Raw genomic sequence first — 22,016 nt, 5'->3', positions numbered from 1 at the left:
CAGGCGGCGGCGCGGGCGCGGGCTCGGCTGTGGGTGGCGGCGCGGGCGTGGCTGCGGACGGCGTTTCGGCGGTTGCTACGGGCGGCGGCGCGAGCGCGAGCGCGGGCGTGGCTGCGGACGGCAGCGCCGGTGTGGCTGCGGACGGCGCGCCGGCGATCGCGGCCGAGAGCGGCGCCACCCGGACTTCCTAACCGCGCAGAGGACGGCCAGCCACGGGTGCGGGCGTCAGCGCCAGACACAACACCAGACATAACAAGGGCGGCCCCGGCTCGTCGCGCACAGCGCGAGCCAAGGCCGCCCCAACAAACCCCTACGCGCGAGCTACCGCCCGCGAAACAAGCGTCGCCAGGATCTGCCCCAGATCCATCCCCGCCGCCTGCACCGCCAGCGGCAGCAGCGAAGTCTCCGTCATCCCGGGCGACACGTTGATGCCGAGGACCTGCGGCGACCCGTCCTCCGCGACGATCAGATCGACCCGCGACAGATCCCGCAACCCCAGCGCCTTGTGCGCCGCCAGCGCCGTCTCCGACACCCGGGCCGCCGTCTCCGTGTCCAGCCGCGCCGGGGTGTGCCACGTCGTCAGCCCGGCCGTGTAGCGGGCCGCGTAGTCGTACACGCCGTCGCGAGGAACGATCTCGACGATCGGCAGCGCCTGCGGGCCCGAACCCAGGTCGACGATCGACACCGCCACGTCCTTGCCGGGGACGAACTTCTCGACGAGTGCCGTGGAGTCGTACGCGAAACAACCCACCATCGCGGCCGGCAGGTCCGCGTCCTCCCGGACCACCGCGGCGCCGAGGCCCGAACCGCCCTGGGCCGGCTTGACCATCAGCGGCAACCCCAGACGCTCGACGATCCGGTCGAGCACCGCCACCGCGCCCAGCTCGGAGAACCGATCGTGCGGCAACGCCACCCCGTCCGGCGTCGGAATGCCGGCCTCGCGCAGCATCGACTTGGCGGACGGCTTGTCCCACGCCAGGCGGGAGGCCTGGGCGTCACAGCCCACGTAGGGCACGCCGCACAGGTCGAGCACGCCGCGCAGCGAACCGTCCTCGCCGGTCGCGCCGTGCAGGGCGATGATCACCGCGTCGGGCGGGTCTTCCCGCAGGGCCGGCAGCAGCGTCACGTCCGCGTCGTGCATCTCGGCGTGGACGCCCACCGCCCGCAGCGCGTCGAGGACCCGGCGGCCGGAGCGCAGCGACACGTCCCTCTCGTAGGAGAGCCCACCCGCCAGAACCATTACGCGCACGTCTTCTCCGGATGCGACAGAAGCGACAGGATCGACCGAAGCCATGGGACTGATCATGCCAAGTCGGGGCCGGGAGCGTCGGCGGCGGCCGCGCCCCGGCGACGGTGGTGGTGCGCCGCGGCGGCGGGACCGAAGACCGCCCGCATCGCGAGCTCCTGCTCCATCACCCCGGCCAGCCGCCGGATGCCCTCACGGAGGCGCTCGGGCGACGCGTACGAGAAATTGAGCCGCATGTTGCTCGTGCCGGTGCCGTCCGCATAGAAGCCCGTGCCCGGCACGTAAGCGACGCGCGCCGCGATGGCGCGCGGCATCATCGCCTTGGAGTCCAGACCCTCGGGGAGGGTCGCCCAGACGAACAGGCCGCCGGTGGGATGGGTCCACGTGGTGCCGGCCGGCATCAGGTCGCGCATCGCGGTCAGCAGGATGTCGCGACGCTCGCGGTAGATCTCGCGATACGACTTGATCTGCTCGCGCCACGGCATGGCCGTCAGGTATTGCGTGACCGCCGCCTGGGCGAACGCGCTCGGGCACAGCACGTTCGCCTCGCTCATCATCACGAGTTTTTCGCGGACCGCGTGCGGCGCCAGGATCCAGCCGACCCGCAGGCCGGGCGCGAAAGTCTTGGAGAAGGTGCTGACGTAGAAGACGCCCTCGCGCCGGCGGGCACGCAACGGCAACGGCGCGTCACCCTCGAAGGACAACATTCCGTACGGGTCGTCCTCCACCACCAGCAGCCCGGCCCGTGCACAGATGTCGAGGATCTGCTCGCGCCTCTCCTCGGAGAGCGTCACGCCGGCCGGATTTTGGAAGGTCGGGATCGTGTAGAGGAACTTCGCCCGGCGTCCCGACCGCGCCACCGAGGCGATGGCCTCCTCGAGCGCCGACGGGATCAGCCCGTCGTCGTCCATCGCCACGTGGTGCACCTGTGCCTGGGCGGCCTGGAAGACCCCGAGTGCGCCGACGTAACTCGGCCCCTCGGCGAGCACCACGTCGCCCGGGTCCAGGAAGAGGCGGGCGAGCAGGTCGATCGCCTGCTGGCCGCCGACCGTGACCACCACGTCGTCGGGGGAGGCGCCGTGGATGCCGGAGAGCGCCATCACCTCGCAGATGCGCTCGCGGAGCTCGATCGTGCCCTGGCCGATGCCGTACTGAAGGCTGACCGCGCCCTGGTCGGCGGCGAGGCTGCCGAGCATTTCGCCGACGGCGTCGAGGGGGAGGGCGGCGATGAACGGTGAGCCGCCTGCCAGCGACACCACCTCCGGACGACTGGCGACGGCGAACAGGGCGCGGATCTCGGAGGTGGTCATCCCGCGCACGCGTCGCGCGTACACATCGGTGTAATCGTCCTGGGTGGTGCCGGTCATCTGTGCCCTCCCTAAGGCATGCCGGAACCCCAAATGGTAGACGGCGGCCGCTGCAAAGGCCCTCGGTTAACCGGCCGGATGCCCGACCTGGTCCCGTTCATGGATTTTGCGGCGTAGGATCCTCGCGGGGGCGCGGGGTAGGCACGGGACAGGAGCGGAGCGCCGCCCGGAAAGAGGGGGATTGCAGTGTCGCGGCGCCTGGTCAACCTCACCCTGGACACGCTTGAGGATCTTCCTCGTCCCTGCCGGGAGTGCGTCTTCTGGGAGCTCGACCCGGTGTCCGCCGAGCGGGCCTGCGCCACCGGCGATCCCGGCCTCGAAAAGGAGGCGTGGGTTTCGCAGACGCTGCTGGAGTGGGGCGCGTGCGGCAAGCTGGCGTACGTCGACGGCATGCCGGCCGGCTTTGTGATGTACGCCCCACCGGCGTACGTCCCGCGCTCGATGGCCTTCCCCACCTCGCCGGTGAGCGCGGACGCCGCATTGCTGATGACCGCGCACGTGGTGGCCGCGTTCGCCGGCGGCGGCCTGGGACGCATGCTCGTGCAGGGCGTGGCCCGCGATCTCACCAAGCGGGGCGTGAAGGCGATCGAGGCGTTCGGCGACGCGAAGTTCGGCGAGGCGGACGAGGAGAAGCAGGCTGGCTGCGTCGCGCCGGTCGATTTCTTCCTCTCCGTCGGCTTCAAGACGGTTCGCCCGCATCCGCGCTATCCGCGACTGCGCCTCGAGTTGCGCACGGCCCTGTCGTGGAAGTCCGACGTCGAGTACGCGCTCGAGAAGCTGCTCGGCTCGATGAGCCCCGAGACCTTGCTGCGCCCGGTGCGGCCGGCGACCGCGACACGCAGCGTCGAGAATTAAGAGCCGGCGCCGAGCGCCACCCGCAGCTGTCGCACGTCGATCGACCCGGTCGGCACATCGATCTCGACCGGGTAGTACATGCGCTGCACCGCGGCGAGGATCGCCTCCACGATCTGCTCGCGGAAGAGCGGGTTGACCAAGCGGTCCCGGTCGATCGGCGACGTCAGATAACCCAGATCCACGCGTACGGCGGGCATGCGCGTCAACCGCAGCAGCTCCCACGTCTTCGAGTGGATCCGGCAGTCGCGCATGCCGGTCCGCACCACGATCTCGCGCTGCACCAGGTTGGCCAGCCGCTCGCCGACCGTCGAGCTGAGGCCGTTGCCGGTGCCGTAGTGGTACGTCGCCACGCCGTGGGCCGCCTCGCTGTGGTGGCCGTCGAGGTGCAACGAGATGAGCAGGTCGGCCCCCAGGCTGTTGGCGAGCGTGGCCCGCTCGGCGCCGGTCATCGGCTGGGCCGGGTGCGGGCCGCGGGTCAGGTGCACCCGCATGCCGGCCGCCGCGAGCCGCCCCTCGAGCCGCGCGGCCAGGTCGAAGACCAGATCGGCCTCGGTCCAGCGCAGCGGACCCTCCGGGACCACCACGCCGAGATCCTCGCCGCCGCCGTGGCCCGGGTCGATCACGATGGTCTTGCCCATCAGGTTGGTGCCGGCCTGGCGGAAGGCCTCGGCCTCGCGCAGCCACTGCGGCCGGCCCCCGACGACCTTGCGGCCGAGCCGGCGCAGCGCCTTCATGGTCTGCGGACCGCAGGAGCCGTCCTGGGTGAGACCCACCTCGCGCTGGAACTGCGCGACCGCACGAGCCGTGCGCGGCCCGTAGATCGAGTCGGCGCGTCCGGTGTCGTACCCCATCTCGAGCAGCCGCTCCTGGAGCGTCCGCACGTCCTCACCGACCAGGGCGTTGGGCACCGAGTGGAACAGGGTGCGCGCGCCGAGCCGCCAGCGGGCCGCGTCCAGCGCGCCCCACGTCTCGTCACCGACCAGGCCGTCCACCCCGATTCCGCGGCTCTGCTGGAATGCCCGCACCGCGTGGTCGGTGGCGTCGTCGAAGACCTCCGATCCCTCCTCGGAAAGCAGCTCCAGGCCGACCAGGATGGATCGGATCTCGGCAACGGCCGGGCCGCTGTCTCCACGTCGGATGGAACGCACGCGCGACTCCCTTGAATGAGGTCCGAGGGAAAAGGAAGAACGACTCGGAGCGTACTCCGGTGACGCCGCCCCCACCGGACGGCAACGCCCCGCATCCCAGGGGATGCGGGGCGTGACGGATTGGCCTAGAGAGCCGACTCGATGAAGTTGACCAGGGCACTCTTCGGCTTGGCGCCGGTGACCGAATTGACGGGCTCGCCGCCCTTGAAGATGGTCAGCGTGGGCACCGACATCACCCGGTAGGCGCGCGTGGTCTCCGGGTTCTCGTCGATGTTGATGCTGACGATCTCCACCTTGTCGCCCATTTCCTTGGCGATCTCACCGAGCAGCGGGTCGACCTTCTTGCAGGGCATGCACCACTCCGCCCAGAAATCCACCAGCACCGGCTTGTCCGACTGCAACACGTCGCTTGTGAACGTGGCGTCGGTCACGGGCTTGCCTGCTCCCACGACGACCTCCCTTTACAGCTCTACGAATGAGGCGATGAAACGCTCGGCGTCGAGCGCCGCGGCACAACCCGTGCCGGCCGCCGTGATGGCCTGACGATAGGTGTGGTCGACGAGGTCGCCGGCGGCGAACACGCCCTGGATGTTGGTGCGGGTGGACGGCGAGTCGACCTTCACGTAGCCCTCGTCGTCGAGCTCGATCTGGCCCTTGAACAGCTCGCTGCGCGGGTCGTGGCCGATCGCCACGAAGACGCCGGTCACGTCGAGGACCTTGCTCTCGCCGGACTTGACGTTCTTCAGCCGGACGCCGGTGACCTTCCCATCCTCGCCGAGGATCTCCTCGACCACCGAGTTCCACTCGACCTTGATCTTCGGGTTGTTCATCGCCCGCACCTGCATGACCTTGCTGGCCCGGAACGTGTCGCGGCGGTGCACGATCGTGACCGTCTCGGCGAAGCGGGTCAGGAAGGTCGCCTCCTCCATCGCCGAGTCGCCGCCGCCGACCACCACGATGTGCTGGTTGCGGAAGAAGAAGCCGTCACAGGTGGCACAGGAGGAGACGCCGTGGCCGAGCAGCTCCTGCTCGCCGGGCACACCGATCGGGCGCCACGCGGAGCCCGTCGCGAGGATCACGGCGCGGGCGAAGTATTCCTTGTCGTGCACCCAGACCGTCTTGAGGCCCTCGGTGCCGGCCTCGGTCGGCTTGTCGGTGAGCTCGACGCGGGACACGTCGTCCGTGATGAACTCGGCGCCGAACTTCTCGGCCTGCGCGCGCATGTTGTCCATGAGCTCGGGGCCCAGGATGCCGTCGCGGTGACCCGGGAAGTTTTCCACCTCGGTGGTGGTCATCAGCGCGCCACCGGACTGGACGCCTTCGATCACGAGCGGCTTGAGATTCGCCCGGGCCGCGTACAGCGCCGCGGTGTAGCCGGACGGCCCCGAACCGATGATGATCAGATTGCGGACCTCGTCCACTGCCGACTCCCTGTCGTCTGAAATCGCCGGGTGAAGGCCCGGCGACACTGCACGCTAGAACGCCATGCTAGGCACACACCATTCCCCCCTCGCGCGGGCCGTGGCCCACCTCACCGGGGGGTGTCGCTCAGCGTACCGGGACCTTGGCCAGGGTGTCCGCGTGGCCGCTCACCGTGCCGCAGGACGGGCCGCTGGCCCAGGCCCAGGCGCCGTTGCCGGCGGTGAAACGCACCACGATCGCGGGCTTGCCTTCGAACTTCGCGTAGTCCACCGTCTCGGTGGTGATCGGACCGGCGCCGTTCGCCGCGGCGATCAGGTCGAGGCACTGCTGCAGCGTGGCCGTGGCGTTCAGCCGGGCCAGCGGCGCCGGAGCGGCGGCGGAGCGGCTGGACAGGATCTGGGCCGGCGCGAGGGCCAGCGTCTGTGCCGAGTAGTTCGTGCCGGTTGCCAGGATCTGTGGCGGCCGGGGGGCCTCGCCCTTTCCGGCGACGGCGGCTCCGGGTCCCGACTCGGCCCGCGCCGGGGCCGGCGCGTTGTTGTCCCGGCGGGCCGCCGAATCGGCCGCGCCGCCGGCGGTGGTGGCGGCTTTGTCAGCCGAGGAGGTGTCGCGGCCGGCGAGATAGTCGAGGCCGAACCCGACAAAGGCCACGGCCCCGGCGGCCACGGCGATCGGGGTGACCCAGCGCAGCCGACGACCCGCCCGGCGCTTCGCCAGATCAAATTCCTTTTCCCGTACGGCGTCGGCAGCGTCGCCCGCGTCCCGCACCAGGGTCATTCGCGGGGCGGCGAACGCCTCCTCCAGCCGCGCCGCCACGTCGTCGGGCATCGGCTCGGGCTCGAACTGGCCCAGCTCGGCCTGGACCGCCGCCATGCCGCCGCTGAGCGACTCGTAGGCGTCCCGCCAGGCGGGGTCGTCGGCGATCAGGGTGGCGACCACGGACTCGTCGGGCGTGCCGGCCAGGGCGCCGCCGATGTAGTCGGCCAGCAGGTCGATGTCGACCCCGCGGAACTCGGCCCCGGTCACCTCTCGTCCCTCCCCTCGCCCGACGTGGGCAGCGGTCGGCCCGCACCCGGTCCGGATGAGACGGCCTGGGCGGCCTGCTGGTTCCCCTCGGCGGCGTGACCCCGATCTCCCCGCGCCGCCGGCTCGTGGCCGCGCAGGCTGCTCAAGGCCAGTGCCATGCGGGCCCGGCCGCGGGCGCAGCGGCTCTTGATCGTGCCCTCGGCCACGCCGAGCATCGCGGCGGCCTCGGCCACCGGGTAGCCCTGGATGTCGACCAGCACGATCGCGGCCCGCTGCTCGGCCGGCAGATCGGCCAGCGCCTGCCGCACCACCAGCGCGGTGTCGTGATCCTCGGCCGGGGCGGCCGGCTCGGGAGCGGACGGGCGGTCGTCGCCGCGGTTGCCGTCGGGCAGGGGCACGGTCGGGTGGGCCTGCCGCCGCCGGATCCGGTCGAGGCAGGCGTTCACCACGATGCGGTGCAGCCAGGTGGTGACGGCCGCGTCGCCGCGGAACTTCGCCGCGTTGCGGTGCGCCGACAGCAGCGCGTCCTGCACCGCGTCGGCGGCCTCCTCGCGGTCGCCGATCGTGCGCAAGGCGACCGCCCAGAGCCGGTCACGATGGCGGCGGACCAGCACGGCGAACGCCCGCGCGTCGCCGTCGAGATGCGCGCGCAGAAGATCGGCGTCGCTCGCGCCACCCTGCGGATCCACGCTGACAAGCTATCGGAGTCGCGAACGGCCCGGCGACCCTGCCGATCAGTAGCCGTACACCTCGATCTTGTTGACCGCGACCTTGAAGCCGCCGTTGCCGTCGTCGGCCGGCGGCAGGTCGGTGAGAAAGACCAGGACGTACTGGTATTTCTGGTCGGGGTTGAACGCGGAGAAGACCCGGTTGGTGCCGTCGGTCTTGCCCTCGGCGTCGTCCTCGAGCTTCTTGTACGTCTTGACGATCTTGTCGTCACCCGAGGACGTGTCGCCCGGGTCGGTCGTGCCCGTCCGGATGTCCATCGTCACGCCCGGGGTGGACATCTCGACCCGCACCTCGGCCAGCGAGCGCGGGGCGCCCAGGTTGATCAGCACGCCCATGCCCGGCTTGCGGGTGCCGAAGTTGGACTGCTTGAAGCGCTGGGTCACCCAGGCGGTGTCGGGGTCGTTGTCGACCGTGTTCGCCGCCTGGCCGGTGTCCATCCGGTCGCCGTGCGGCGGGTCGACGATGCGCACCATGTCGGCGGTCAGCGGGATCTTCTTCGGGTTGGCCACCGGAGCCTGGGACGCGGTCGACGAGTCGCCGTTCGGCGTGCCGCCCACCTGGGCCGTGGTCGTCTTGCCACCCGAGGAGTTGGAGCTGGTGATCGCGCGGATGCCGAAGACCAGGCCGACGATCGCGATGACGACCAGCGCCGCGACCCCGACCACGATCTTCGAATTGTTGCGCGCCGGCTCGGACGTCGCGTTGCCCTGGGTGAAGCGCAGCGGGCCGACGTCCTCGTAGTCGTCGTCGGCGGCCGCGTCGAGCCGGGCCAGCTCGGCCGCGAGCGCGTCGGCCGCGGGCGCCGCGACCCGCCGGTCGAGCAGATCCATCGTCAGGTCGTCGAGGTAGGCCGGGACGCCGGCGCGGATCTGGCGCGGGGCGGCCGGGTTGCCGGACGTGTCGCGGGTGGCGTCGGGCAGCGCCGAGTGGCTCACCTCGGTCTGCGGCCAGTGCGCGGTCAGCGCGTAGTAAAGAAGGCCGCCCACGGCCCGGATGTCGCCCTCGGTGCTGTCGGCCGAATCGGCCCGCGCGTCGGCGAGCACCACCCGGCCGTCGTCGGCGATCAGCGTGGTGCCGGGGTGCACGTTGCCGTGGACCATGCCGGTGGCGTGCACCGCGGCGAGCGCGTCGGCGATCGAGTGGGCGATCGCGGTCGCCCGGGCCGGGTCCAGCGGACCCTCCTCGGAGACCATCTCGCGCAGCGACTCGCCATCGACCCACTCGCGCACCACATACGCCCGGGCGCCCTCGTCGATCGCGTCGTAGACGCCGACCAGGTTGGGGTGGATCACCCGGCTCGCGTCGACGGCGGCCTGCAGCATCTCGGTGGCGGAGTCGCCACCGGGATAACGCAAGACCACCGCGACGGGCCGCCGCAGCACGACATCGACGCCGCGCCAGACCTGCCGGCCCGCGCTGTCGTCGTTCACGTGCTCCTGGAGCTCGTAGCGCTCGGCCAGGATCTCACCGACGGTGGGTGCACCGAAGGTCATGACCGGCCCGTCCGCATCGGCCGCGGTCTCGTGGCCTTCGCCGACCTGGGTCACCCGTCCTCCCTCGGTGCTCGCAGCGCGGTTTCCCACGCTGGCGCAAAAGGCTGTGCATGCCGACACCGACCATACCCGCCCACGGCCACCGTACGGCAGGTCGTCCCCCCGGCGCGGCACCTCGGATTCTGCGGCCGGATGGCGGGCACTTCCGCCTCAACGGCGGAAAAACCGCAGCTCAGCGGCCGAGCTTGCGCCGCACCATGCCCATCACCTGGCTCACTTCTCGCACCCGGAGCAAAGTCGCGGCCGCGAGGTAGACGATCAGGATGACCGCGCCCCCGGCGAGCAGCTGCACGAAAGCCTCGCCGCGGCCGGACGGCGCGCCGGCGCCGGGCAGGAAGTGCACGACCAGCAGGCCCAGCGCGGCGGCGACCGCGGCGGCGATCAGCACCTTCATCAGGGCCGCGGCGACTGAGCCGAGGTTGAGCCGGCCGATCCGGCGGCGCAGCACGGCCAGCGAGATCAGCGCCGAGACGAGATAGGAGAGCGCGTTGCCGGCGGTCATCCCGGCGGCCGAGTGCGCCTTGCTGAGAACCGCGGCGAAGACCAGATAGGCCCCGATCCGCACCGCCACCACCGGCAGATTGATCAACGCGGCGGTCTTGTTGCCCTGCAGGGAGTAGAACGCGTACGTGCACAGGTAGCTGATCGAGAGCGGGATGACCGCGAACGCGGCCACGGCGAGCACCGTGCCGGTGGCGAGCGCGTTGGCGTTGGTGTACTTGCCGCCCTGGAAGAGCATCACCGCGATGGGTGCGGCGAGGACGCCGTACACGACCGCGATCGGCGCCAGCGCGGTGGCGGTCAGCCGGATGCCGCGGCTCAGGTCGGCGCTGACATCGGCGTACCGGCCGTCGGCGGCGGCCGCGCTCATCTTCGGCAGCAGCGCGGTCATCACCGACACGCCGATGATGCCGTGCGCCATCATCGTCAGCAGGAAGACGTTGTTGAATGCCAGCACGCTCGCGCTGTCCCCGTCGGCCACCCGGTTGAGGATGCGCACCACGACGAAGACGGCGACCTGGTTGGCGGCGACGTAGCAGAGCATCCAGCCGGCCAACCGGCCGATCTCGCCGAGGCCGAGCGAGCGCGGATCCCAGCGCCACTTCCAGCGGAAACCGACCTTGCGCAGCGCCGGGAGCAGGCCGATCGCCTGCACCACCATGCCGAGCAGGGTGCCGAGGCCCATCAGCAGGATCGCGCCGCCGCTGATCGTCTCTTCGGTGAGGTTGTCCTTGCTGAAGAACATGATGAACACGCCGCAGGTCGCGATCACCACGAGGTTGTTCAGGATCGGCGCCCAGGTCGGGGCGGCGAAGTGCCCGCGCACGTTGAGCACCGCGCCGATCAGCGCGGACAGGCCGGTGAAGAAGATGATCGGCAGGATCAGGTACGCGAAGTGGGTGACCAGATCCCGGTAGGCGGCGTTGTTGTCGCTGCTGGCCTGAATCGCGGTGATCAGCGGGGCGGCCGCCACCACCAGGATCGTCGCGATGCCGAGCGACACGATCGCGAAGGTGAGCAGCTTGCGGGTGAATTCGAGTCCGCCGTCCGGGTCACTCTTGCGCCGCCGCACCAGCAGCGGGATCAGCACGCTGGAGAGGATGCCGCCGAGCAACAGTTCGTAGATCTGCCCCGGCAGGAACTGGGCGCTGGTGTACGCGTCGCCGATGCCCGCGCCGAGGGTGATGCCGATCAGCGCGTTGCGCACGAAGCCGATGAGCCGGCTGACCAGGCTGCCGGCCGCCATGATCGCGGAATTGCCGGCCGTTCCGCCGTCGCCGTCCGCGTGCAGCTCTTCCGGTGGCAGCGCCTGCTCCTGACCGATGACTCCGGAGTCCACCGAGATCAGGGTGACGCCGTCCTCGGCGACCGGGCGCACACCATCCGGCGTGGCGTGCGCGCTGCGGTACAGGCCGCCGTTCACCCGAGCCTCCCGACTTGTCCCGACAATTGAGGGTTATTCACGACTCTCCGTGAGTTCGCAGCAAGAGCGAGGTTGGCGGCTTGGTCTCCACCGTCGTGAATAGCCCTCACCGGAGTCACCATAAAGGGGTACGTCATACCCGGCGGCGCAGGAGGGTGCCGGGTTCGGCGCCGGCCAGGGTCTCCACCATCCAGCAGGCCTCGACCGGGACCAGCGGCTCGCTCAGCGCGTCCAGCACCGTCGGATGATCGCAACCGGCCTCGGTGAGCGCGCCGAGCAGGGCCGGAACGGGTGCCAGGTCACCGGTGTCGAGGATCTCCCGGGTCAGCGGACGGGTGACCGGGTGCCAGGGCTCGTCCGGCAGCCGGGCCAGGCGGGCGGACGCCAGGCGTACGAGATGGGCCAGCTCCTCACCCGGGAAGCGCGACCCATGACGTACCTCGGAGAAGCGGAACGTCGGACGGGTGATCTCCGCGATCGTGGCCTCGTCGAGCACCTGCGGCGAAGCCGCGGGTGGAGACGGCCACCAGTCGTCGCCCGCGAAGAGCGGAAGGGGAGCCTGCTCCGGACCGTGGGGCGGGGCGGGCGGCACATCGCGGCGCAGCGACCGGTACGCGGCCTCGCGCATCGCGCCGATAGTGGCCCCGTCGTCGTCCGGGGTCGCCGGCGCGAACGGGGAGAGCAGCGCCACCACCAGGCCCGGATGCGGCAGGGTCGGGTCCTCGAGGGCGGTCACCCGGGCGCAGAGATCGAGCTCCCACCATCGCAGGGCGGCCGGATACGGGCCCTCGGCGGGCGCCCAGGCCAGCTGGATCGGCTCCGAGGAGGCGGGGACGCGCAGGCCGAGGGCGCGCTCGCCGGACGGCAGGCCGATGTCGAGGACCAGAGCGTATCCGCCGGTGACCGGGAAGGTCACCCGGAGCTCGCGCGGGTCGGGGTCGTCGGTGGTCGCGCCGGCGCCGGTCCAGAACCCAGGGTTCTCGCTCAGGCTTCGCAGCGCCTCGGAAACGGGCACGCCGTCAATCCTGCCCGCTGAAATTCGGTCGTGCCACGCCCTCCATCCAACCGCCCCGCCCACCACCCAAGACCGGACTGAAGGCCAGCCATCCAACCGCCCCGCCCACCACCCAAGACCGGACTGAAGGCCAGCTAGGCTTGTAACCCCATGTCTGTGTTGAATGCCGCCCAGCGCAAGGCCGTCGCCGAGCTGCTCCGAGTTTCCCCCGTCGCCGACGAGCTGGGGCGCCGGTTCGAGTCCGCGGGCCATGAGTTGCACCTGGTCGGCGGGTCGGTGCGGGACGCGCTGCTCGGCGCCCTCGGCGACGATCTCGACTTCTGCACCGACGCCACGCCCGAGCAGACCCTCGCGGTCGTGCAGGGCTGGGCCGACGCGATCTGGGAGACCGGCCGCGAGTTCGGCACCATCGGCGTGCAGAAGAACGGCCTCCGGCTGGAGATCACGACGTTCCGGGCCGAGGCGTACGACGGGGTGTCGCGCAATCCGGTCGTGGTCTATGGGAAGTCGCTGCTCGACGATCTCGAGCGGCGGGACTTCACGATCAACGCGATGGCGGTGTCGCTGCCCGGGCACGTCTTCACCGATCCGTACGGCGGGCTGGCCGACCTCGCGGCGCGAGTGATCCGCACACCGGCCGCGCCATCGGTGTCGTTCGGCGATGATCCACTTCGGATGCTGCGCGCTGCCCGGTTTGCCGCGAAGCTCCGGTTTACAGTGGACGAAGCGGTCATTTCGGCTATGTCGCGCATGGCCGCCGATCTCGACCGGATCACCGCCGAGCGGATCCGGGACGAGTTCACCAAGCTGCTGTGCGCCGCCGACCCGATCACCGGGCTGCGGCTGCTCGTCGACACCGGGCTGGCCGACCGGTTCCTGCCCGAGGTCTCCGGGCTCAAGCTCGAGATCGACGAGCACGCCCAGCACAAGGACGTCTACGAGCACACCCTGATCGTCGTGCAGAACGCGATCCGCCTCGAAGGGTCTGCCGAGCCCGACTTCGTGCTGCGGATGGCCGCGCTGATGCACGACGTCGGCAAGCCGGCCACCAAGGCGGTCGGCCGCGACGGCCGGGTCAGCTTCCACCACCACGAGATCGTCGGCGCGCGGCTCACCAAGCAGCGGATGAAAGCCCTGAAATACCCCAAGGACGTCATCTCGGATGTGGTCGAGCTGGTCGCCCTGCATCTCCGGTTCTACGGGTACGGCCGGGGCGAGTGGACCGATTCGGCGGTGCGCCGCTACGTGACCGACGCCGGACCGCTGCTGCCGCGCCTGCACAAGCTCACCCGCTCGGACGTCACGACGCGCAACAAGCGCAAGGCGGCCAACCTCGCCGCCGACTACGACGCGCTCGAGGAGCGGATCACCCGGCTCGAGGCCGAGGAGGACCTCGCCCGGGTGCGCCCCGACCTCGACGGCAACGCCATCATGGAGCTGCTCGGCGTCCCACCCGGCCCGATCGTCGGCCAGGCGTGGCGCTATCTGAAGGAGCTGCGCCTCGACCGCGGGCCGCTCAGCCGGGACGAGGCCGAGGCCGAGCTCTTCAAGTGGGCCCGCGACAACGGCCACCTTCCGTCGTAGCGGTCTTGTCGTACCCCCGGGGCAGAATCGGGGCCATGTTCGTCGTCGACTCACCCATCGGCCCGCTCGGCGTGGTCGTCGCCGGAGACGCGGTGATCAACGTGCGCTTCGGCGCCGCGCCCGGCCCGTCCGCCGACCATCCCGCCGCGGCGCAACTGGTGTCGTATTTCGCCGGCGAGCTGACCGACTTCACCGTGCCGTTCGAGCTGCGCGGCGGTTCCGAGTTCGAGCGCGCCGTCTGGGCCGAGATCGCCAAGATTCCGTATGGCGAGATGGTCACCTACGGCTCGATCGCCACGGCGCTCGGCGACCCGGGCGCCGCCCGGGCCGTCGGCACCGCCTGCAACCACAATCCCGTCCCGGTCATCGTCCCCTGCCACCGCGTCGTCGGCGCCGGCGGCAAGATGGTCGGCTTCGGCGGCGGCCTCGACCGCAAGCGGCGGCTGCTCGAGCTGGAGGCCGGGGTCGCGTTGGCACGCGCTTGGGGTTGACGCACGCTAATAGGCGAGAGAACACTTGTTCTATGACTACCCAAGACATGCAGCCGTCGACGGACGAGGACTTGGACAGAGCCGTCGAGCGCCTGCAATACGCACTCGGGTGTGAGCCCGAGTTCGCCAGGGCGATCTTGACGAGAGACCCCGAGGGGCTCAAGCAGATCAGAGAATTCGTCCGCCGTGACGAGGTGGAGAATGCGGACTTCTACCGTGCGCTGGGCAACCGATGACTCGGCGAATCGATGCCGAGGAGCTGCTTGCATTCACCGGTGAGTCCACCGCCCCGTACACGCGGGTGCGGGACGCCGGCATCCTTTACTCAGCGGCCGCGCGACCGCACTCCGCCATCATGACGAGACAGACTTACGAGTCAGTTCCTGAGCGGACGGCTGCGCTCCTTCACGCGATCATCCGCTGGGAGCCATTGGACATGTGGAACGCAAGCTTCGGCTGGGCTGCCGCCGGGTTTTTCGCCGAGACGAGCGGCGCCGATCTTGCCATGTCTCCGCTCGATCGGATGGTGCTCACGAGCGAGATCCTCGACGGACGAGTGGACGATGTCGGCGAGATCGCGAAACGGCTCGCGCCGTTCATGCGTACCGAATGAAGGGACGGAGAAGGCCGGGTCGCCTCGGCGGCCCGGCCTTTCTCGATGATCGCGGCGGTCAGCGCTCGATCTCGCCGCGGATGAAGGCCTCGACGGCCTCCTTCGCGTCGTGGTCGTTGTACTGGACCGGCGGGGACTTCATGAAGTACGACGACGCCGAGAGGATCGGGCCGCCGATGCCGCGGTCCTTGGCGATCTTCGCGGCGCGGACGGCGTCGATGATGACGCCGGCCGAGTTCGGGGAGTCCCACACCTCGAGCTTGAGCTCGGCGTTCAGCGGGGTGTCACCGAAGGAGCGGCCCTCCAGGCGGATGTAGGCCCACTTGCGGTCGTCGAGCCACGGCACGTGGTCGGACGGGCCGATGTGCACGTCGCTCTTGACCATCTCGTGCGGGATCTGGCTGGTCACCGACTGGGTCTTCGAGATCTTCTTGGAGACCAGGCGGTTGCGCTCCAGCATGTTCATGAAGTCCATGTTGCCGCCGAAGTTGAGCTGGTACGTGCGCAGCAGCTCGACGCCGCGGTCCTCGAACAGCTTGGCGAGCGCGCGGTGCACGATCGTGGCGCCGACCTGGCTCTTGATGTCGTCGCCGACGATCGGGAGGCCCGCGTCGGTGAACTTCTGCGCCCACTCCGGGTTGGAGGCGATGAAGACGGGGAGCGCGTTGACGAACGCGCAGCCGGCGTCGATCGCGGCCTGGGCGTAGAACTTGTCGGCCTGCTCCGAGCCCACCGGCAGGTAGGAGACGACCACGTCGACCTGCGCGTCGCGCAGCGCCTGGGCCACGTCGACCGCCTCGGCCGCCGACTCCTCGATGATCTCGCGGTAGTAGGTGCCCAGACCGTCGAACGTCGGTCCACGCTGGACGGTGACGCCGGTCGGCGGCACGTCGGTCAGCTTGATCGTGTTGTTCTCGCTGGCGACGATCGCCTCGGCCAGGTCCATGCCGACCTTCTTGGCGTCCACATCGAACGCCGCGACGAACTGCACGTCAGATACGTGGTAGTCGCCGAAGGTCACGTGCATGAGACCCGGGACGCGGTCGTTGGGGTCGGCGTTCTTGTAGTACTCCACGCCCTGTACCAGGGACGAGGCGCAGTTACCCACACCGACGATGGCGACGCGGACGGAGCCCATCGCGTTTGCCTCCTTGTTGTTCATCACGGCCGGTCCTCGTGCGGACGCGGGGATTCGGGGGGTGCGTCCCCAGACAGGTCGTCGGGGAAGCCGAGAGTGCCGGGGGTGGCCGGCGCACGGCCGGAGCGCTCGTTGGTGATGAGCTCCTCCAGCCAGCGGACCTCGCGCTCGCAGGCGTCGAGTCCGTGGCGTTGCAGTTCCAGCGTGTAGGCGTCGAGTCGCTCGCCGGCCCGGGAGAGAACCTCGCGCAGGCCCTCGCGGCGCTCCTCGATCCGCCGCCGGCGGCCCTCGAGGATCCGCAGCCGGGTGGCGCGATCGGTGCGGGAGAAGAAGGCGAAGTGCACGCCGAAGCCGGCATCGTCGTACGTCTCGGGGCCGGCCTGGGCGAGCAGATCGGCGAAGCGCTCCTTGCCCTCCGCAGTGATCTTGTAGACAACCCGGCCGCGTTTGCTCGTCATCGGCGGGATGATCGAGGGATCCGACGCCGACTCGGTGATCCAGCCGGCGGTCTGGAGCCGCTTCAAGGTCGGATACAGGGTGCCGTAGCTGATGGCCGCCCGGATCGTGCCCAGCTTGGTCGCGAGCTCCTTGCGCAGCTCGTACCCGTGCATCGGGGTCTCCTGCAGGAGACCGAGGATCGCCAACTCCAACATCGGCCACCCCCTCCTCGTACCCCGATGTATCGGCCCGATACATCGCAACCGTAGATCGCCGCGGTGAAGGACGCAAGAAGAACCCGTTAACGCGACCGCCACGCCACGCTGAGTGATGGCTGTCGCCGCGCACGCGCGGACCGCGTACTCTCTTCGCCATGCGCACGCAGCGGCAGGTCGTCGACTACTCGCTACAGAAGCGGGCAGTGCTGCGTGACGTGCACAACGGTCGAGTCGCGACGCTCGAGGTCTGCGACGCGTCCCCGTACTTGAAAAACGCAGCTCGGTTCCACGGCGAGCCGACCGACGACCGCTGTCCGGTCTGCCGCCGCGACAATCTCACCCTCGTGCATTACATCTACGGCGATGAACTCAAGCAGTCCGCCGGGCAGGCCCGAAAGCTGGCCGAGCTCCCCATCCTGGCGATGACTCTGCGTGAGTTCCAGGTGTTCGTCGTGGAGGTGTGCCGCTCTTGCGCGTGGAATCACCTGGCCCAGCAGTACGTGCTCGGCCGGGACGCGCTGACCGCCGACGAGCTTGATCAGGACGAGGCGGTTGCCTCGTCCCCCGCGGGCCGCCACCGCGGGCCAGGGTCGTCGCCGCAACGCCGGGAGGGCCGCCGATGAGGTGGTTCCATCCGGATACCGTGTGCACGACCCCGACCGACTCGGGCATCCAGCGCCGCAATCGGTCATTCATGACATCCGACAGGGCGGCTGCCGGTTTGCAGCCCAAATCGTCCGCGCGTGGCGTCTTCGGCGGGGGCCCCTCCAGGGCTCCTTCGTCGTGCGCCCCCGTGACCGAGGTGTGACCGCATGAACTCGTACGGCGAATCGCAGTCTCCGCGTGCCCGGGCCAGCGTGCCCGGGTCCGGTGCCTCCGCGCCTGACGACGTGTCCGACGGCCGATATTCGGCCGCGGCACGCCCCGCGCCCGACGCGTACCGCCGTGGTACCGGCGGGCGTGCGTCTGTGGGTGCCGCCAAGGTGGGTGCCGCGTCCGTGCCGGGCCGGGCGTCGGTGGGCAGCGCGTCCGTCGGCGGCCCGCCCGTGGGTGGGACCACCGGTTCCGCCCGGGTGGGCGCCCGCGCCTCGGTCGGCGCGGGAACCGGCTCGGTGGGCGCCCGAGCGTCGGTCGCCCGCGCGGCGGTCCGGCCCAACCCGGGATTGGACGCGCCCGGTGGCCCCGGCACTCCCGGCAACGGCAAGGACAAGTCGAAGGCGGCCAAGCGCCGCCGGCGCACCAACATCCTCACCGCCGCGGCCGCCGTGGTGGTCATCCTGCTGGGTGCCGGCGTGGTCGGCGGCACCTACTTCTTCGACGACGTGGCGCTGCCCCCGCCGAAAAGCGAGGACCAGTCCAATGTGATCAAGTACGCGAACGGCGCCGTGCTTGCCAACATGGGCGAGCAGAACCGCACGGTGGTGCCCGAGGAAAAGATCAACAAGGTCGTCGAGCACGCCGTGGCGGCCGCCGAGGACAAGAACTTCTACTCGCACCACGGCATCGACATGAAGGGCATCGTCCGGGCCGCGTGGAACAACTTCACCGGCGGGGCCACCCAGGGCGCGTCGACGATCACCCAGCAGTACGCGCGGCACGCGGCCGACCTGAAGGCCATCAGCATCAACCGCAAGCTGCGCGAGGCGGTCATCGCCCGCAAGCTCGAGTCGCAGTACAACAAAGACCAGATCATGGGCATGTACCTGAACTACATCGACCTCGGTGAGGGCAGGTACGGCATCGAGGCCGCGGCGCAGGGCTACTTCGGCAAGTCGGTGACCACACCGGCCGGTCAGAAGAACGCGATCACGCCGTACGAGGCCGCGGTGCTCGCCTCGATCATCAAGCAGCCCTACCCGAACGCGGCGCACAAGGGCTTCGATCCGAACTACAACCTCCCGGCCGCCAAGGAGCGGTGGGAGTACACGATGAAGAACATGCTGGAGATGGGCTGGATCACCCCAGAGGTCTACAACGCCCGGAAGTACCCGGCGGTCCGCAAGCCCTCCGCGACCGCCTGCAAGACCTGCGCCGCCAACAAGCCGGTCGGCATGATCCTGCGGCACGTCAAGGCCGAGCTCGCCCAGATGGGCATCAGCGAGGCCGAGTTCGAGCAGGGCGGCCTGACCGTCACCACGACGATCGACCCCGAGGTGCAGAAGGCCGCCGAGGAAGCCGGCTCGGCCACCAGCAAGGACTCCCCCATGCACGGCCTGCCGAAGTCGTACCAGGCGGCCGTGATCGGCATCGATCCGAACACCGGGCGGGTGCTCGGCTACTTCGGCGGCGACAACCCGAACGGCACCGACTACGGCGGCTACATGGCCGGCGACGGCTCCGGCATCGTCGGCGGCCAGTCCCCCGGCTCGACGTTCAAGATCTACACGCTCGCCGCCGGTCTCCAGGAGGACCTGTCCTTCGACAGCATCTGGGACAGCACCAAGCTGCGCCCCAACGGCAAGCCGATCAACAACGCCGGCGCGGACCCGGGCACGATCTGCAAGAACAAGCCGAAGAACTGTGACCTCGAGACGGCGACGATCAAGTCGTACAACTTCCCGTTCTACTGGATCGCCGACACGATCGGCCGTTCCAAGGTCATCGCGGCGGCCAAGGCGGCCGGCATTAAGCACATGTACACCGACGGCAACAAGCAGTTCCCGAACGGCAAGCTGGTCGACCTCACCAAGACCGACAAGTCGACCTGGGAGAAGTTGGGCTACTTCGACAACGAGGTCGCGTTCGGCCAGTACCGGGTGGTGCCGCTCGAGCACGCCGAGGGCGTCGCGACGATCGTGAGTGGCGGCGTGCACCACAACGCGCACTTCATCCGACAGGTGAAGCGGGTCAACCCGGAGGACGGCAAGGTCGAGGTGATCAACGCGGAGAAGACCGCGGGCACCCGGGTCTTCGACGCCGACAAGATGGCCAACCTCCAGGGCGTGATGAAGAAGATCGTCCAGGTCGACAATCGCGACCTGCGCAACGGCCGGGAGAGCATCGCCAAGTCCGGCACCTGGGAGTACAACGACGGCAAGGACAAGCACACCGGCTCCGGTGACTGTTGGTTCGTCGGCGGCATCCCCCAGCTCGCGGCGACCGTCTGGGTCGGCGGCAAGAACAACAAGGTCGAGCTGCACGATCCGAACAGCAGCAGCAGGTTCAAGGACATGTTCGGCGCGGGCGTGCCGTCGAGGATCTGGAGGCAGTTCCTCGACTCGGTCACCAAGGCGCTCGAGTGGAAGCAGGCCGACTTCCCGCAGCGCGTCAACACCGGTGACCCGGAGAAGTTCGGCAACGGCATCAAGCCCGTCGAGCCGCCGAACCCCGGCAACTGCGCGCTCACGCTGATCGGCCTGACCTGCGACGGCAACGGCGGGAACAACAACGGTGGCAACGGCCCCGGCGGCCCGGGTGGTGGCAACGGCGGCCCGGGCGGTGGCAACAACAACGGCGGCAACGGTCCCGGCGGCGGCAACGTCACGAACCCGTTCAACCAAGAGACAACCGCGGGGGCAGATGGCGGCGATTAGCGTCTGATCCCGTGCGCGCGGCCGGCGTGCGCCCTCCGGGGCGCGTGTCGGCCGTTGCCGTTTCATCAGGCTTTCTCACATACGCCGGAAGTGGTGTCCGACGATTGCCGCCCGATACGGCATGATGCGTTGTCATGAGCACCCAACCGTCCGAGGACATCGATCGCCCCGAGGCCGAGCCGAGCGCTCCGGCGACCGGCGACTCGTTCGTACGCGGCCTCTCCGAGGCGATCGGCGGCCCGCTCGGCGCGCACGCCGTGCGGCCGGACGCGAAACCCGGACGGTTCTGGACGGCGGCGCGGATCATCATGGCGCTGATGTGCATGACGCTGGCGTTCTCCTGGGTGCAGAAGTCGCCGTGCCAGACCGGCGACTGGCAGAAGAACATCCAGTACACCCGGTTCTGCTACACCGACGTGCTGGCGCTGTATTACGCCGAGGGGCTCAACGAGGGCAAGGTTCCGTACAAGGACCACCCGGTGGAGTACCCGGTCGTCACCGGCTACTTCATGGGGGCGCTGGGCCTGCCGGTGCACGCGTACGGGGTGAAGCACCCCAACATCAACCAGGGCCGGTGGTTCTACAACGCGAACGCGGTGGTGCTCTCGGCGCTGGCCGTGATGACCGCCGCCGTGATCCTGGCGTTGCGCCGGCGACGGCCCTGGGATGCCGCGATCTTCGCGCTGTCCCCGATCATCTTCTTCACCGCCACGGTCAACTGGGACTTCCTGGCGATCGGGCTGGCCGCGGTCGGCATCTACCTGTGGGCCAAACGACATCCGGCGTGGGCCGGCTTGTTCCTGGGGCTGGGTGCGGCGGCCAAGCTGTGGCCGCTGTTCATCCTCGGGCCACTGCTCGTGCTGGCGTTGCGCTCCCGCACGCTGGACAAATGGCTGTGGGCGTTCCTCGCCACCGCCGGCACGTGGATCGTGGTCAACTTCCCGGTCTGGTACCTCTGGCACGACAGCTGGCTGCGTTTCTTCCAGCTCAACAGCGAACGGCCCATCGACTGGGGCACGTTCTGGTACGTCGGCCGCTACCTGGACGGCAAGTGGCACACCGGCGGGGGCGGGGACCAGGGCCCGTTCCAATGGCTCAGCAACCACGTGCCGACGCTCAACATCCTCACGTACGGGTTGTTCGGACTGGCCTGCGTCGCGATCGCGATCCTGGCGCTCGCCGCGCCGAAGCGCCCCCGCATGGCGCAACTGGCCTTCCTGGTCGTCGCGGCCTTCCTGATCTTCAGCAAGGTGTGGTCGCAGCAGTACGTGCTGTGGCTCCTGCCGCTGATCGTGCTGGCCCGCCCGCGTTGGGGCGCGATCCTCGCCTGGACCGTGGCCGAGTTCGGCTACTTCACCGCCTTCTACGCCGAGCTGATGGGCGCCGGGGGCAAGCCGGTGATCCCCGAGGGCACGTTCGTGCTCGCCTCGACCCTGCGCCTGGTCACCGTGGCGGTCCTCTGTGGCCTGGTGATCCGCGAGATCTGGCGGCCCGAGCTCGACGTGGTCCGGCAGACCTACCAGGACGAGGACCCGGACGGCGGCTTCCTCAACCGCCCGGACGCCGGCTGGATCGAAGGCTTCGGCAACGTCTTCCGCCGCAAGCCGAAGCCGGACGCGACGGCCGACGCCGCCGAGCCCGAGCCGCCGGCGTCCGCGGAGCCCGCCCTCATCAGCTGAGCGCTCATCGGTAAACCACAGCAGCCCGGGCGATTCGGCC

General features: G+C 69.8%; 21 protein-coding genes. 9 read left to right on the top strand and 12 right to left on the bottom strand.

Annotation, left to right across the window (positions count from 1 at the left end):
• On the top strand, positions 1-191 hold a 191-nt coding region (locus ACFQS1_RS22490; protein WP_378971486.1), incomplete at its 5' end, for a hypothetical protein.
• Positions 192-310: 119 nt separating this feature from the next.
• On the opposite strand, the gene ACFQS1_RS22485 is transcribed toward ACFQS1_RS22490, so the two are convergent.
• Together ACFQS1_RS22485 and ACFQS1_RS22480 are read right to left on the bottom strand one after the other, a co-directional pair.
• A complete protein-coding gene (locus ACFQS1_RS22485) occupies positions 311-1,294 on the bottom strand; it encodes a D-alanine--D-alanine ligase family protein (protein ID WP_378971484.1) in 984 nt (327 codons plus the stop codon).
• An 8-nt stretch (positions 1,295-1,302) separates the two neighbouring features.
• Complete coding sequence (locus tag ACFQS1_RS22480) at positions 1,303-2,613, bottom strand: aminotransferase-like domain-containing protein (protein ID WP_378971482.1); 1,311 nt, start codon at positions 2,611-2,613, stop codon at positions 1,303-1,305.
• 186 nt (positions 2,614-2,799) lie between these two features.
• Here ACFQS1_RS22480 and ACFQS1_RS22475 point away from each other — a divergent pair, with 186 nt between their 5' ends.
• Positions 2,800-3,468: a GNAT family N-acetyltransferase gene (locus ACFQS1_RS22475; RefSeq protein ID WP_378971479.1), complete on the top strand. Its 669-nt coding sequence runs from the start codon at positions 2,800-2,802 to the stop codon at positions 3,466-3,468.
• Here the strand turns inward: ACFQS1_RS22475 and ACFQS1_RS22470 are convergent.
• From ACFQS1_RS22470 to ACFQS1_RS22435, 8 genes are all read right to left on the bottom strand, one after another.
• The gene (locus tag ACFQS1_RS22470; protein WP_378971477.1) at positions 3,465-4,616 is read right to left on the bottom strand and encodes an N-acetylmuramoyl-L-alanine amidase; all 1,152 of its coding nucleotides are present in this window, start codon (positions 4,614-4,616) and stop codon (positions 3,465-3,467) included. The two genes, ACFQS1_RS22475 and ACFQS1_RS22470, sit on opposite strands and share 4 nt — an antisense overlap.
• Positions 4,617-4,741: 125 nt before the next feature.
• Entirely contained in the window at positions 4,742-5,065 is a 324-nt protein-coding gene (trxA, locus tag ACFQS1_RS22465; RefSeq protein WP_020511170.1) for a thioredoxin, read from the bottom strand.
• 12 nt (positions 5,066-5,077) lie between these two features.
• Positions 5,078-6,037: a thioredoxin-disulfide reductase gene (trxB, locus tag ACFQS1_RS22460; protein WP_378971475.1), complete on the bottom strand. Its 960-nt coding sequence runs from the start codon at positions 6,035-6,037 to the stop codon at positions 5,078-5,080.
• Positions 6,038-6,164: 127 nt separating this feature from the next.
• Entirely contained in the window at positions 6,165-7,061 is an 897-nt protein-coding gene (locus ACFQS1_RS22455) for a hypothetical protein (protein WP_378971472.1), read from the bottom strand.
• Positions 7,058-7,750 (bottom strand): RNA polymerase sigma factor SigM, encoded by a 693-nt coding sequence (gene sigM, locus ACFQS1_RS22450; protein WP_378971469.1) that lies wholly within the window; start codon positions 7,748-7,750, stop codon positions 7,058-7,060. Before sigM ends, ACFQS1_RS22455 begins: the two co-directional genes overlap by 4 nt.
• Before the next feature lie 45 nt (positions 7,751-7,795).
• On the bottom strand, positions 7,796-9,337 hold the full coding sequence (locus ACFQS1_RS22445) for a protein kinase family protein (protein WP_378971467.1): 1,542 nt from the start codon (positions 9,335-9,337) through the stop codon (positions 7,796-7,798).
• A gap of 178 nt (positions 9,338-9,515) precedes the next feature.
• The gene (murJ, locus tag ACFQS1_RS22440; protein ID WP_378971464.1) at positions 9,516-11,267 is read right to left on the bottom strand and encodes a murein biosynthesis integral membrane protein MurJ; all 1,752 of its coding nucleotides are present in this window, start codon (positions 11,265-11,267) and stop codon (positions 9,516-9,518) included.
• A gap of 133 nt (positions 11,268-11,400) precedes the next feature.
• On the bottom strand, positions 11,401-12,282 hold the full coding sequence (locus ACFQS1_RS22435; RefSeq protein WP_378971462.1) for a hypothetical protein: 882 nt from the start codon (positions 12,280-12,282) through the stop codon (positions 11,401-11,403).
• 150 nt (positions 12,283-12,432) lie between these two features.
• Here ACFQS1_RS22435 and ACFQS1_RS22430 point away from each other — a divergent pair, with 150 nt between their 5' ends.
• From ACFQS1_RS22430 to ACFQS1_RS22415, 4 genes are read left to right on the top strand one after another with little or no spacing between them, the layout of a single operon-like run.
• Positions 12,433-13,866, top strand: a complete 1,434-nt coding sequence (locus ACFQS1_RS22430; protein WP_378971460.1) for a CCA tRNA nucleotidyltransferase — start codon at positions 12,433-12,435, stop codon at positions 13,864-13,866.
• Between the two features lie 35 nt (positions 13,867-13,901).
• On the top strand, positions 13,902-14,357 hold the full coding sequence (locus ACFQS1_RS22425; protein ID WP_378971458.1) for a methylated-DNA--[protein]-cysteine S-methyltransferase: 456 nt from the start codon (positions 13,902-13,904) through the stop codon (positions 14,355-14,357).
• 32 nt (positions 14,358-14,389) lie between these two features.
• The gene (locus tag ACFQS1_RS22420) at positions 14,390-14,593 is read left to right on the top strand and encodes a hypothetical protein (protein WP_378971456.1); all 204 of its coding nucleotides are present in this window, start codon (positions 14,390-14,392) and stop codon (positions 14,591-14,593) included.
• Positions 14,590-14,970 (top strand): hypothetical protein, encoded by a 381-nt coding sequence (locus ACFQS1_RS22415; RefSeq protein WP_378971453.1) that lies wholly within the window; start codon positions 14,590-14,592, stop codon positions 14,968-14,970. The genes ACFQS1_RS22420 and ACFQS1_RS22415 overlap by 4 nt, the downstream gene beginning before the upstream one ends.
• A 58-nt stretch (positions 14,971-15,028) precedes the next feature.
• Here ACFQS1_RS22415 and ACFQS1_RS22410 read toward each other — a convergent pair whose 3' ends face one another.
• On the bottom strand, positions 15,029-16,108 hold the full coding sequence (locus tag ACFQS1_RS22410; RefSeq protein WP_378971452.1) for an inositol-3-phosphate synthase: 1,080 nt from the start codon (positions 16,106-16,108) through the stop codon (positions 15,029-15,031).
• A 23-nt stretch (positions 16,109-16,131) separates the two neighbouring features.
• Entirely contained in the window at positions 16,132-16,761 is a 630-nt protein-coding gene (locus ACFQS1_RS22405; protein ID WP_378971450.1) for a PadR family transcriptional regulator, read from the bottom strand.
• 158 nt (positions 16,762-16,919) lie between these two features.
• On the opposite strand from ACFQS1_RS22405, the gene ACFQS1_RS22400 reads away from it, so the two are divergent.
• The 3 genes from ACFQS1_RS22400 to ACFQS1_RS22390 all read left to right on the top strand — a co-directional run bounded on the left by ACFQS1_RS22400 (position 16,920) and on the right by ACFQS1_RS22390 (position 21,976).
• The gene (locus tag ACFQS1_RS22400; protein WP_378971448.1) at positions 16,920-17,387 is read left to right on the top strand and encodes a DUF5318 domain-containing protein; all 468 of its coding nucleotides are present in this window, start codon (positions 16,920-16,922) and stop codon (positions 17,385-17,387) included.
• Positions 17,388-17,747: 360 nt separating this feature from the next.
• The gene (locus ACFQS1_RS22395) at positions 17,748-20,297 is read left to right on the top strand and encodes a transglycosylase domain-containing protein (RefSeq protein WP_378971445.1); all 2,550 of its coding nucleotides are present in this window, start codon (positions 17,748-17,750) and stop codon (positions 20,295-20,297) included.
• 134 nt (positions 20,298-20,431) lie between these two features.
• Positions 20,432-21,976 carry a glycosyltransferase family 87 protein gene (locus ACFQS1_RS22390; RefSeq protein WP_378971443.1) on the top strand — a complete coding sequence of 515 codons (1,545 nt, stop codon included), beginning with the start codon at positions 20,432-20,434 and terminating at the stop codon, positions 21,974-21,976.
• The last annotated feature ends 40 nt before the right edge of the window (positions 21,977-22,016 follow it).

Source organism: Paractinoplanes rhizophilus (assembly GCF_042664765.1).
GTDB lineage: Bacteria > Actinomycetota > Actinomycetes > Mycobacteriales > Micromonosporaceae > Actinoplanes > Actinoplanes rhizophilus.
The sequence above is the reverse complement of the archived record's forward strand: the minus strand, read 5'-3'. Positions and strand labels throughout refer to the sequence as shown.